This window comes from Halomarina ordinaria (genome assembly GCF_030553305.1).
GTDB classification, from domain to species: Archaea; Halobacteriota; Halobacteria; order Halobacteriales; family Haloarculaceae; genus Halomarina; species Halomarina ordinaria.
This window is the reverse complement of sequence record NZ_JARRAH010000003.1, coordinates 36,730-49,158: the sequence shown is the minus strand read 5'-3', so window position 1 is coordinate 49,158 and position 12,429 is coordinate 36,730. Positions and strand designations below refer to the sequence as shown.

At 71.3% G+C, this 12,429-nt stretch carries 9 protein-coding genes; 2 read left to right on the top strand and 7 right to left on the bottom strand.

All coding sequences use genetic code 11. The features are described 5' to 3' along the window. The first annotated feature begins 14 nt into the window (after positions 1-14). On the top strand, positions 15-2,009 hold the full coding sequence (locus tag P1Y20_RS16240) for a DUF7289 family protein (protein WP_304449756.1): 1,995 nt from the start codon (positions 15-17) through the stop codon (positions 2,007-2,009). Between the two features lie 36 nt (positions 2,010-2,045). Here the strand turns inward: P1Y20_RS16240 and P1Y20_RS16235 are convergent, their stop codons facing one another. The 5 genes from P1Y20_RS16235 to P1Y20_RS16215 form a co-directional block, all read right to left on the bottom strand. After that, complete coding sequence (locus P1Y20_RS16235) at positions 2,046-2,822, bottom strand: TrmB family transcriptional regulator (RefSeq protein WP_304449755.1); 777 nt, start codon at positions 2,820-2,822, stop codon at positions 2,046-2,048. Position 2,823: 1 nt separating this feature from the next. Continuing rightward, positions 2,824-6,537: an MMPL family transporter gene (locus tag P1Y20_RS16230; RefSeq protein WP_304449754.1), complete on the bottom strand. Its 3,714-nt coding sequence runs from the start codon at positions 6,535-6,537 to the stop codon at positions 2,824-2,826. A gap of 134 nt (positions 6,538-6,671) precedes the next feature. Beyond that, positions 6,672-7,274 (bottom strand): TetR/AcrR family transcriptional regulator, encoded by a 603-nt coding sequence (locus P1Y20_RS16225; RefSeq protein ID WP_304449753.1) that lies wholly within the window; start codon positions 7,272-7,274, stop codon positions 6,672-6,674. Next, a complete protein-coding gene (locus tag P1Y20_RS16220) occupies positions 7,274-7,699 on the bottom strand; it encodes a DUF7575 domain-containing protein (protein WP_304449752.1) in 426 nt (141 codons plus the stop codon). The genes P1Y20_RS16225 and P1Y20_RS16220 overlap by 1 nt, the downstream gene beginning before the upstream one ends. A 352-nt stretch (positions 7,700-8,051) precedes the next feature. Next, complete coding sequence (locus tag P1Y20_RS16215; protein WP_304449751.1) at positions 8,052-8,963, bottom strand: hypothetical protein; 912 nt, start codon at positions 8,961-8,963, stop codon at positions 8,052-8,054. A 257-nt stretch (positions 8,964-9,220) separates the two neighbouring features. Between P1Y20_RS16215 and P1Y20_RS16210 the strand changes: the two genes are divergently transcribed. After that, positions 9,221-10,249: a lysylphosphatidylglycerol synthase transmembrane domain-containing protein gene (locus P1Y20_RS16210; RefSeq protein ID WP_304449750.1), complete on the top strand. Its 1,029-nt coding sequence runs from the start codon at positions 9,221-9,223 to the stop codon at positions 10,247-10,249. Here P1Y20_RS16210 and P1Y20_RS16205 read toward each other — a convergent pair. Together P1Y20_RS16205 and P1Y20_RS16200 are read right to left on the bottom strand one after the other, a co-directional pair. Next, positions 10,246-11,514 carry a sulfatase family protein gene (locus P1Y20_RS16205; protein WP_304449749.1) on the bottom strand — a complete coding sequence of 423 codons (1,269 nt, stop codon included), beginning with the start codon at positions 11,512-11,514 and terminating at the stop codon, positions 10,246-10,248. The genes P1Y20_RS16210 and P1Y20_RS16205 overlap by 4 nt on opposite strands. Beyond that, positions 11,511-12,422, bottom strand: coding sequence for a hypothetical protein (locus tag P1Y20_RS16200; protein ID WP_304449748.1), 912 nt, complete (start codon positions 12,420-12,422; stop codon positions 11,511-11,513). Before P1Y20_RS16200 ends, P1Y20_RS16205 begins: the two co-directional genes overlap by 4 nt. Positions 12,423-12,429 lie beyond the last annotated feature (7 nt).

The following is a 12,429-nucleotide window of genomic DNA, read 5'->3' as shown; positions in this document are numbered from 1 at the left end:
CGGACGTATCCGGAATGAGTGTACGTGGTTTCGACGACGGCCGAGGGCAGAGCCACGTCGTCGGCGTCGTGCTGTTGCTCGGGCTCACCGTCATCGGCGTCGGAAGCGTGCTCCTGCTCGGCGGGGAGGTCCTGACGCTGTTGCAGGACAGCGCCGACGCGGAGGCCGCGGAGGTGGCGATGACGACCCTCGACTCGCGCGCGAGCGACGTCGTCCTGGGCACGTCGGGTGGCAAGCGCGTCGAACTCGGGGGGCGCGGGACGACCCGCGTCGACGAGGACGCGGGCGCGATATCCATCGAGTACGTCGGCTGTGAGACGTGTCCCCGGGAGCTCGCGAACACCACCCTCGGGGCCGTCGAGTACACCACGGGGTCGACGACGGTGGCCTACCAGGGCGGCGGCGTGTGGCGAACCGACGGCGAACACGCGGAGATGGTCTCGCCGCCGGAGTTCCACTACCAGCGGACCGTGACGTCGTCGGGCGACCCGACGCTCACGTTCCCGCTGGCGGTCGTCCGCGGCACCGCGTCCGGCGGGACGCTCCAGTTGTCCGAGGGCGACGCCACCGCCGTCTTCCCGAACGAGACGGCGAGGAACCCGCTCGGAGCGGGGAGCGTCCGAATCACCATCCGGAGCCAGTACTACGAGGGGTGGGCGGCGTACTTCGAGTCGCGGACGACCGTCGAGAGCGTCGACGTCGACGACGACGCGGAGACGGTGGAACTCGTCCTCACCATCCCGAACAAGAGCCGCAACGTGACCGACGGCATCGCCTCCCACCGCTCGGACCTGCGCGTCCAGGGCGGCGCGACGGTCGACAGCTACGACTCCTCGCGCGGGAGCTACTCGGAGACGCGGGGGTCGAACGGGAGCGTCTACGTCGGCGACGACCTCCGGAACGCCGGCGGCGGGACCGTCCGCGGCGACATGCGCGTCGCCGGCGACTTCGACGGCGGGGGCGGCATCGACGTGACGGGGGACCTGATAACGAACGGCGACGTGACGCTGAGCGGCGGCGTCGGCGTCGACGGCGAGGTGGTCGCGGACGGCGACTTCTCCATCAGCGGCGGCGGGAAGGTCACCAGTCCCGTGAGCGTCGGCGGGGACGTCGTCGAGACGGGCGGGGGCGTCGCCGTCGAGGACGACGTCGTCGCGGGCGGCGACTACTACGCCAAGAGCGGTTCGATATCCGGCGACGTCCACGTCGGTGGGGACTTCCACGCCGCGAACGGGCAGAACCTGAACGGCGACGTCACCGTCGGCGGACGGTTCGACGACGACGGCGTCAACCCGAACGTCAACGGTCGGGTGACCGAAGGGGCGGCGGGACCGGACCTGAGCCGGGTCGCGGCGGCGAGCGACCTCACGCCGCCGGAGCTGACGCCCATCGACGCGACCATCGACGGCCGCCTCGAGGCGCACGCGGCGCGGAACAACAACACGGGGAGCGACGTCGAGCGCCTCGAGGCGGGGAACTGCGGCGGCCGGTTCGAGTCGTGTACGCTGACGGCGGGCACGTACCACCTCGACGACCTGACGCTGTCGGGGAGCGACGCGCTCACCTTCGACACCAGCGATGGACCCATCCACCTCGCCGTCGACGGCGACGTCAGTTCGACGGGTGGGTCGACGGTGAACACCGTCGGGTCGGACAGGGTCCACGTCTACGCCGGCGGCGACTACACCATCAGGACGCGGTGGGAGAGCGTCGGCGAACGCGGCGACCAACTGTGGCTCTACGGGTCGAGTGGCTCCACGGTCACCGTCCAGGGCGGGGCGACCCTCTACGGGGTCATCTACGCCCCGGCGAACGAGGACGTCACCGTCCGTGGGGGGTCAGAGGTGTACGGCGGCATCGTCGGCAGCACGAGCACCGTCCAGGGCGGCACGGCCGTCCACTACGACACCGTCCTCGCCGACCAGCGGCCGGACCTCCTCGGCGGGGGGACGGCACCGGTGACCTACCTCCACATCAGCGTCAACGAGCTACACGTGAGCGACGGGTGACCCCAGCGACGGACAGCCTCGCGCACCGTCCCCGAATCACTCGGACGACACGCGCTCGCCGTACTGTTCGAACCAGCCGTCGACGAGACGGGCGAGCAGCGCCGCGAACGTGGTGTCCTCGCTCCACATCGCCGTCTCGCGTTCGCCCCCGCCGTCGTCGACCATACCGACGAGCACCGTCCGGTCGTCGACGACGAGGAGCCGGCTGGTCGCGACGTTCGGCGTCCGGCCGTCGGGGACGTGGACGCGTTCGAGACCGGGAACCGACCCGAAGCGCTCGACCACGCGCTCGTGCTCGCTGACCCCGACGACGGTGACGCCGGCGTCGACCAGGACCGCGAGCGCCTCGACCGTCGAGTCGGGGAGGCGAGTCGGCCGGTCGACGCCGACGACGACCCGCTCCTCGGCCGTGGCGAGCAGTTCCTCGACTCGGCGGCCGACGTTCGTCGTGCCCCGGGTGACCCAGATGTTCGGCTGGCGGTCGTCGCCCTCGCGCGCGAGCGACCCCCGCACCTCCCGGAGGTACTCCGTCGCCCGCCGCCGCTCGCGGTCGAGGCGCTCGTAGAGGCGGTCCATCCCCTCCTCGAGGTCGACGGCGCGATAGCGCGTCGGCGAGGCGTTCTGCACCTCGACGAGGCCGCGCGCCTCGAGCGAGTCGGCGGTGCTGTACACCTGCGAGCGCGGCACGTCGACGACCCGCGCCACCTCGCGGGCCGTTCCCGTCTCGAGCTTCTGGAGGCCGACGAACACCCGCGCCTCGTAGCCCGTCAGGCCGAGGTGCGAGAGGGCGTCGACGGCGTCCCCGTCGTCCATCTCAGTCCTCCGCGGGGGAGGCGGTGGCCGCCTGTTCGCCCGTCGTGGCGGACCGTCCCGGCCCGAGGTAGCGGTGCCAGACGACCAGCAGGCTGGGGAGGACGAGCACGCTCGCGAGGAACGCGTAGATGATGGTCAGCCCGGTGATGATGCCGAACTGCCGGAGCGGCGGGAGGATGGCGAACGCGAGCACGCCGAACCCGCCGACGGTCGTCGCCGCCGACCCGAGCAGCGCGCCGCCGGTCCCGGTGACCGCCAGGCGCATCGACTCCCACAGGTCGCCCGTCCGTTCGAGTTCCTGGTTGAAGCGCTCGGAGAGGTGGATGGAGTACGCGACCCCCAGCCCGACGGTGAGACTGGTTATCATCCCCGTCAGGATGTTGAACGGGATGTCGAGCAGGTACATCGTCCCGAGGATCCACGAGACGCTCAGCACGACCGGCAACAGTGTGACCGCCCCGAGCGTCGCGCTCCCCTCCGTGACCCGGTAGGTCAGCATCAGGAAGGCGAACACCGCGACGAGCGTGACGATGAGGCTCTCGACGACGGTCTGGAGCAACTGGTTCTGGACGATGTCGAAGAGGACCGACTGGCCGGTCGCCGTCGCCTCGAGGCCGTCGCCGTCGATGTCGGCGGCGAGCGCGCGCATCTCGTCGGTGACGTCGCTCGACGGCGCGTTCCCCTGCGTGGAGATGACGAGCCGGAGCGCCTCGTACTCGCCGTCGTCGGTCCGGTAGACGACGCTCTCCGCCTCGTCGGGGGCGACCTCGTAGAGCGCGTCGTACACCTCTTCGACGTCCTGGTCGGGGACGCCGTCGCCGTCGGTGTCGGCGTCCTCGAAGGTGGCGTTGAACGTCTCGTTCTCCGCCGCGACACCCTCCATCACCGACAGCGGGCTCTGGATGTCCGCCTCGTCGTCCGACAGCACCTGGACGACGTCGCTCTCGGCGGCGTCGCGCTCGGCGGCGGCCACCCGTTCGAGCGCCGACGGGTCCGTCACCGACCCCTCGACGAGAATCTGCGCCTGGGAGTCCTCACGGACGAAGTTCTCGTTGACGTAGTCGAGGTTCGACTTCGCCGTGTACTCGTTGGGCGCGAACGGTTCGGGGAGGTCGTCCATCCACGCCGGCGGGTCGTCGGCGAGGAAGTCCTCCTGGTTGAAGCTCGTCGAGACCTGCGAGGCGCCGTAGACGCCGCCGGCGCTGACGAGCAGCGCGACGAGGATGACGGCGACGGGTGCCCGCCGGGCGGCCGTCGCACCCGTCGCGAGCACCGACGAGAACCGACCGCCGCCGGTCCCGAACGCCCGCTTCTGCCGGTCGATACCCCGTCCTTCGAGGAACGTGTCGAGCTCGATCTTCAGCGCCGGGATCATGACGCCGAAGACGAGCAGCGCCGCGGTGATGCCGACGGAGCTGACGACGCCGAACTCCTGGATGGGCGGGACGGGGCTGGTGAGGTTCGAGAGGAAACCGATGACCGTCGTGGCGGTCACCCAGACGAGGGCGACGCCGACGCCGGCCATCGCCACCCGCATCGACGGGCGGACGCCCTCGGTGCGCTCGCGTTCCTCGCGGTGGCGCATGAAGACGTGGATGGCGTAGTCGATGGAGAGGCCGATGAGCAGCACGGGGACGGCGACGAACAGCTGGTTGAACGCGATGCCCGCCCAGCCCATGAACCCGAACGTCCAGACGAGGACGGCGAGGATGCCGACGAACCCGAGGACGATGTCGAGCAGGTCGCGGTAGGCGACCGCCAGCGCGAGCAGGACGAACAGCAGCGCCAGCGGCCCGACGATGACGAGGCTGTCGGTCATCGACTGGTTGATCTCCTCGCCGATGATGCCACCGCCGAACACGAGCGTCCGGTCGTCCTGTTCCGTGGCGATGGCCTGCATCGCCAGTTGTGCGTCGGTGATGCGGTCGCTCGCGGCGCCGGTCGACGCGTCGGTCTCCCCGTCCGTCCGCTGGGTGACGAGCAGCATCGTCGCCTCCGCCTCGCCCGACCCCGTCTCGTAGTCGGTAGGGACGAACGCGACGGCGGGCGAGTCGCCCGAACCGCCCTCGTCGTCGCTCTCGCCCAGCAGCAGCGAGAGCGTCTCGTCGACCTCCGATTCGTTCATCGACGCCAGTTGCTCGCGCTGTTCGGCGAGCGTGGCGTTCGAGGCGTTCTCGAACGCCGCGTTGCGGTCCTGGAGTTCCTCGCCCAGGTCACCCAGCCGTTCGCCCTGTCGTTCGAGGTCCTCGCCGCGCTGTTCGAGCGCGCGGTAGTCCTCGGCGAGGACGCCCTGCGTACCGAGCCGGTAGGCCTGGTCGACCTGCGTCTCGTTCTCGGCGACCAGGAGCGCGCCCGTCGCGCGCTGGAAGGTCGCCAGGTCGGTCTCGTTCAACTCGACCGACGTGTTCGCCCGGACCGCGTCGAACTCCGCTTCGGCACTCTCGTTCGCGTCCCCCCGGACGCTCGTCAGCGCCTCGCGGAGGTCGGTGGCGGTCGCGTCGAGGTCGGCGCTTCGCTCCTCGATGGCCCGCCGCTCCTCGGTGACGGCGGCGTTGCGGTCCTGGAGCTCCTCGCCCTGGTCGGCGAGTCGCTCGCCCTGCCGTTCGAGGTCCTCGCCACGCTGTTCGAGCGCACGGTACTCCTCGGCGAGGACGCCCTGTGTACCGAGCTGGTAGGCCTGTCGAACCTCTGTCTCGTTCTCCGCCGTCCGGAGGTCGTCCGCTGCTCGCTGGAAGGTCGCGAAGTCGGTCTCGTTCAGCTCGACCGACGTGTTCGCCCGGACCGCGTCGAACTCCGCTTCGGCGCTCGCGTTCGGGTCCTGCTGGAGCGTCGTGAGTGCCCCCCGGAGGTCGTCGGCGGTCGCGTTGAGTTCGGCGCTCCGTTCCGTGACCGCGCGGCGCTCCTCGGTGACGGTCGCGTTCAACGCCTCGAACTCCTCGGCCCGGTCGGAGAGACGCTCTCCCTGTCGTTCGAGGTCCTCGCCGCGCTGTTCGAGCGCGCGGTACTCCTCGGCGAGGACGCCCTGTGTACCGAGCTGGTACGCCTGGTCGACCTGCGTCTCGTTCTCGGCGACCAGGAGCGCGCCCGCCGCGCGCTGGAAGGTCGCCAGGTCGGTCTCGTTCAACTCGGCCGACGTGTTCGCCCGAACCGCGTCGAACTCCGATTCCGTGCTCGCGTTCACGTCCCCTCGGACGCTCGTCAGTGCCCCCTCGAGGTCGTCGGCGGTCGCGTTGAGGTCGGCGCTTCGCTCCTCGATGGCCCGCCGCTCCTCGGTGACGGTCGCGTTCAGCGCCTGGAACTCGTCGTTCGTCGCCTGAAGCTCCTCGCCGGCCTCCTGCTGGAGGGCCGTCGTCGCGACGAGGGTCGGCATCCCGACGACGGCGTCGTCGTCGGTCAGCGTCCGGTTGACGGTCTCGTTCGCCCGGAGGCGCTGTTCGAGTTCGAGCAGGGCGAGCAGCGACTCCTTGTCGAGGACGTCGTCGTCGCGGGCGACGACCTGGACGGTCGTGGTGTTGTTCGCGCCCGTCGAGAAGTTGGCCTCGATGTACTCCAGTTTCTCCGACTCGGGCGAGTCGCTCTGGAACTGGTCGAGCGAGGAGGACTGGTCTATCATCCCCGCGCCCGACCCGAGGAGGAGGGTCGCGACGAGCATGAGGACGATGGCGACCCGCGTGTGGTCGGTGATGGCGCGAACGAGCCGGTCGACCCGACTCATGCGCACCGCCGGTGTCGTGTCGTCATTGTGAGTATCTACCTACGAACAGTACTGTTGTTCGCTTCCTACTAACAGTACACCACGTTAAGAGCTATCGGAACCGGTGACGAGTTCCGGACGGTTGTCGGGTGTGCTCATCGACGGAGGACGGTGTCGAGGTACGAGGAGAGCGAGACGCGGGCGGCGGCGACGGCGGCCTCCCGGTCGGTCGTCGCGCGCGCCACCATCGCGCCGTTCAACACCGCGAGGACGTGTTCCGCGACCCGGGTCGCGTCCACCTCGTTGAACGTGCCGCGCTCGATGCCGCGCTCGATGACCTCGGTGAGCGTCGTGACGAGGCGTTCGTCGATGTCGGCGAACCGTTCGCGAAAGCGCTCGTCGGTGACGGCCTGCGAGCGGAGGTCCACCAGCAGCGCCTGAATCTGCCGCTGCTCGTCGGTGGGGCGAAGCGGGAGCAGGCGTTCGATGACGCCCTCGAGGTCGGCCATCGGGTCGTCGCTCCGTTCGGTGGCGACCGACGCCTCGAAGCGGTCGACGGCGAAGGTGAGGAACGCAACGAGGAGGTCGTCCTTCGAGTCGTAGTGGTAGTACAGCGACGACTTGCTCTTCTCGAACTCGTCGGCGATGCGCGAGATGGAGAGGCCGCTGTACCCGTGTTTGCAGAGCGCGCGGTACGTCGCCTCCATGATCTCCGTCTCGGTGCTCCCGCGTTCGTCGGCGTCCGGGTCGACCGCCATCAGCGCTCCCCCGTCGCGGACGTGGCCACCTCGACGTCACCGAGGTCGCGCGTACACCAGTGACAGAACGTCAGGTCGGGGTCGAGGTCGCCCCCGCAGGACGGGCACCGCGTGAGACGGCCCCCGTCGTCGACGGCTTCGCGCGCGTGTGCGAGTCGTCTGTCCGCGACGGCGAGGAGGTACGCGTCGACGGTACAGAGCAGTCCGACGAGCCAGACGGGTGCCATCGCCCACAGGTCGACCGATTCGCCCGCGGCCGCCGCTTCGAGGGCCGCCGCCGGGACGAGCGCGGACGCCGCCACCGCGACGCCGAGCCAGACGAGCGCCCGGAGCCACCGGCGGAGGTAGAGGTGACCGAGTCCCGCCACCGCCGCGCTGAGCAGGGCGGCGAGCCATGGACGAACTGTCGAACGTGCGTTACGCATGTTACTGAATGAGCGTTCAGCTCGTATAGTCCTTTCCGTCGGTACGTTCGGGAGAGGAACCCGGAGACGAGCGACGAAGACACTCTCGAAGGGGAAGCGCTGTTCTCGACCGAGGGAAAACGGGCCGCGTGTGGAATGTCGGAGGCGTCGGCCACGATTCGGCGGGAATCGGCCAAGTGCGGCGCGGCCCGCCCGGCATGGCGTCCCTCGGGTGAGCCGGTTCGCGTCCCCCTCCGACGTGTGTACTAATCGTTCGGTCAGTCTTAAGCCCGTCGCTCGTCCGTCCGGGACGCGAGTGCACGAGGCGGTTCGAGGAGAGAACGGGAAGGGTGAGGCGGACGGTAGTCGGGAGTCACTCGACGACGAGCCACGGTACGTCGACGAGCGGGGGGATGTAGGTCTCGATGTGGTGTTCCCAGACGCCCTGCTCGCCGAAGGCCTCGCCGTGGTCGGCCGTGACGACGACCCGTCCGTCGAGGTCCTCGATGAGGTCGGCGGCCGACTCCAGTGCGAGCCGGAGGTTCTCCTCGTGGTAGCGCTTGAGCACGGCGGCGACCCCGTCCGTCCGGAGGTCGGCGAGCGCCGCGACGTCGAGTTCGACGAGCATCCCGAGTTGCATGGCGAGACGGCTGTCGCCGAGCGCCGACTCGACTCTCGAACGCAGGTCGTCGCCGACCGACCGGAGGACGCCCCGGTACCCGTCCGCGTCGCCGTCGGGGGTCGCCGTACCCCGGGAGCGGTCCCCCGCGTCGGTCACGCCGGCGCGTATCTGCCTGAGCTTGCGCCCCTTCCCCCGCCGGAGGTAGGGCGCGTGGGGCTGGAGGTAGTGGACGACCATCCGGCGGTCCGACCCGTCGTCGAGGCGCTCCCGGGCGGCGGCGGTGACGGCCTCCGGCGTGACCGCCCCGAGGTCGTCGTCCCACGCCTCCCGCCAGAGGTCGACGACCTCGTCGATGTGGTCGGCGGCCGCCCAGTCGTAGTCGCACGACGCACCCCACCGCAGGTCGCACAGCGGTATCCCGAGGCTGTTGATGAACGGTATCGTCGAGAAGTAGACGAGGTCGTGCTGGCCGGTGAACGTCTTCGACGCCCACTCCGGGGTCGCCGACCCGGGGCTGCGGCGGCGTTCGAGGTCGCCGTCGAGGTACTCCTCGTAGACCGATTCGAACGCGTCGTACCGGCAGGCGTCGAGGACGATGAGGTAGTCCCAGTCGGTTCCGAACACGTCCTGTTCCTTCGGCGGGGTACGGGTGCTCCGTTGCATGGTTTGTCACGCCCGCGACCGCACGAACCGCGTCGCGTCCCGCGAGGTGGGACCGGGGGACCGTCCCGGAGGGGGAGACGGTCGTCCGGAGGGGGCCGACGACCGGTCGTCCCCCGCCGGGGGGAGACGACGGGAGGCTCGCGTGCGGTCCATCGGGTTCCGTACCCGACGAAGTACTCCGACACCGATAGCTTTTTCCACGGAAGCGGCGCGAGCGGCTTCGCTACACTGATGGGAGCGGGCGACCCAGCGCAACCGTGCGACGGGAGACCCTCATCACGACCGGTGGCGGCGTCCTCGCGGCGCTCGCCGTCTTCGCGGTGATGCTCTGGCTCACCGACGCCCGGGCCGTCGTCGACGCCGTGGTCGACGGCGACCCGTGGCTGCTCGCGGCCGTCGCCGCGACGGTCCTCCTCTGGAACGTCGCCTGGGGGTTCGCGCTGTGGAACGTGCTGTGCACCCAGGCCGTCGACGCCTCGCTCGGACAGGCGCTGCTCGTCCACGCGGCCGCGGGCTTCGCGAACCACGTCACGCCGCTGGGGCAGGCCGGCGGCGAACCCGTCACCGCGTGGCTGCTCTCGCGGACCGTCGACACCGACTACGAGGTCGGCCTCGCCTCCGTCGCCAGCCTCGACGCCATCAACGTCGTGCCGTCGCTCTCGTTCGTCACCGTCGGGGTCTCGTACTACGCGCTGACCGGGACGCCCGCCGTCCGCGACCGACTGGGCCTCGCGCCCGCGGTCGTCCTCGTGCTGGCGGTGGCGCTCCCCACGCTCGCCGTCCTCGGGTGGCGGCGACGGCGGGGCGTCGAGCGACTGTTCGGTGCCGCCGTCGAGGGCGCGTGGCGGCGTCTCGCCGCCGTCGTCCCCTTCGTGTCGCTCCCGGAGCGCGGCGCGGTCGGCGCACGCGTCGCCGGGTTCCGGGCGGCCGTCGAACGCGTCGCCGCCGACCGCCGCCGCCTCGCCGCGGCCGTCTGCCTCTCCGCGCTCGGGTGGGCGTTCCAGGCGGTCGGCCTCTGGGCGACGTTCCTCGCGCTCGGGGCGTCGATACCGGTGGTGCTCCCGTTCTTCGTCGTCCCGCTGGGGACGCTCGGCGGCGCCGTCCCGACGCCGGGCGGTCTCGGGGGGACCGAGGCGGTCAACGTGGGGTTGCTCACCCTCCTCACCGGGGCGCCCGCGTCGACGGTCGTCGCCGCCGTCCTCGTCCACAGCGTCGGGGGCTACCTCCTGACGACGTCGGTGGGTGCGGCCGCGACCGCCGCCCTCGGCGTCAGGGTGGTCCGCTAGAGGTAGCCGAGGTCGCGGAGGTGGTCGTCGATGTCGAGGCGGGTCTCGTCGGCCGGCGGCCGCCCGGGCGGCGGGAGTTCGCGTTCGAGGCGCGCCGCCAGGGCGGGGTCGTCGACCGGTGTCAGCTCCCGGGGGTCGGCCCGCAGGTCGTACACCTCGGGCGACCAGTCGCGGTTCGGGTACTCGACGTACTTCGCCCCGCCGAGGCGAACCCCCCGCGCCCAGTTGCGCTCGCCGTGCAGCGACGCGCCGCAGGCACGCATGTACGCCGGGCGCTCCTCGCTGTCCGCCCGAATCGGCTCGCCGTCCACCGCCGGCACCGGCAGGTCGAGCGCGTCGAGCAGCGTCGGGAGGACGTCGACCTGCCGGACCTGCGCGTCGACGGTCGCCGCCTCGACGCCCGGCCCCGCGAGGACGAAGGGGACGTTCGTCGTCGCGTCGAGGACGTTCTCGCCGTGGCCGTTCTCGACGAACCGGTCGCGGACGTCCGGCCCGAACCCGTCGAGCGCCCGGTTGAGCCGGTTCACCGCCGGCCGCGTGTCCACGCCGCCGTAGTACCGCAGCGCGTCCCGGAGGGACTTGACGAGCAGGCGAACCGGGTTGTGTCGGTGGGTGATGCTCTCGCCGTGGTCGCCGACGACGGCGACCAGCGTGTCGTCGGGGACGACGTCGACGAGCGACCGCACCTGCGGGTCGAGCGCCGAGAGCGCGCGGGCGTAGGGGGTCGCGCCGTAGCGCGGGCGGTCGTACGCGTCCGGCACCTCGACGTCCTCGTGGAGTTCCCAGAGGTGGACGACCGCGGCGAACGGGTCGGTGAGGTCGGCGAGACGCGCGCGCGCCTCCTCGCCCCACGACCCGAACACCGACGCCGACTCGGGACGGTGTCGGTAGACGTCGAACCCGCGGTCGAGCCCCGTCTCGGGGAGCAACGGCCCGGTCACGTGCGCCTCCGTGTGGTAGCCGGCGTCAGAGAGCAGTTCGGCGAGCGACCGGACGTCGGCCGAGAGTTCGCCGTGACGCAACGAGCGCAGGCCGTTGCGCTCGGAGTAGGTGCCGGTCAGCAGGCTGGCGACGCAGGGGGTCGTCGTCGTCGCCGTCGCGTACAGCTCCGTACACGCGAGCCCGCGCTCGCGCAGGTCGTCGAGGAACGGCGTCACCGTCCGGTCGGTCCGCAGGACGTCCTCGCGCAGGCAGTCCACACAGACGACGAGGAGGTTCGGGGGGGCCTCGCGCTCGCCGTCGGTCCCGGGGGCGTCGGCGCTCACGTCCGGTACCCCAGGCTCCGCAGGCGCGCGTCGACCGCGTCCGCGTCCACCGTCGTCCGCTCGCTCCGGCGGTCGGTCGGGACCGTACGAGTCCCCCGGTCGGTCGCGCTCGTCTCGCACCACGGCACCTCACGCAGGCACGGCAGGTCGACGCCCCCCGGGTGGCCGTAGATGTGGCGCTCGCCGAACGCGTTGCCGTGGTCCGCCGTGACGACGGCACGGTCGGCGTCGACGTTCGACAGGAGCGCCGTGACCTCCTCGAGGACGAGTTCGAGGTTCGCGCGGTAGTCGGCCCACGCCCGGTCCGCGTCGCCCCCGAAGCGGAGGTCCTCCCAAATGGACATCGGTTCGTCGCCCCACGCCTCGGCCGTCCGGCGCTCGCCGGTCCCCGTCGCGATGGCCGGGAAGTGCGGTTGCATGTAGTGGACGACCAGCCGATCGGGGGCGGCCTCGCGGGCGGCCGCCACGGCCCGGTCGGTGACCGGCCGCGGCGGGACCGTCCCCAGGTCCGCGTCCCAGGCGTCGCGCCACACCTCGTCGAGGAGGCCGAACGCCTCGGCGTCGAGGTGCGCCTCGCTGTAGGGGTTGGCGGTGACGTACCCGAGGTCGGCCAGCGCGCCGGGGGGCGCGTCGCCGAACACCGCCGCCAGCCACTCGACGGACGAACTCCCCGGCGAGATGCGTGTCTGCCCCGCCTCGAAGTCGTAGTCGCCGTCGGCGACGACCGTCTCGAAGAGGTCCGCCCGGCAGGCGTCGAGCACCACCAGCAGGTCCCAGTCGGCGTCGAGCACCGGGTCAGCCGGCGTCCGGGGACGCACCGACAGGTAGGTCCGCCAGAGCACCTCCCGGACGGCGTCGACGCCGGCGTACCGGAGGTTCCGGGACGCCGCGGAGAGCAGTTGCTTCATCCGTTGG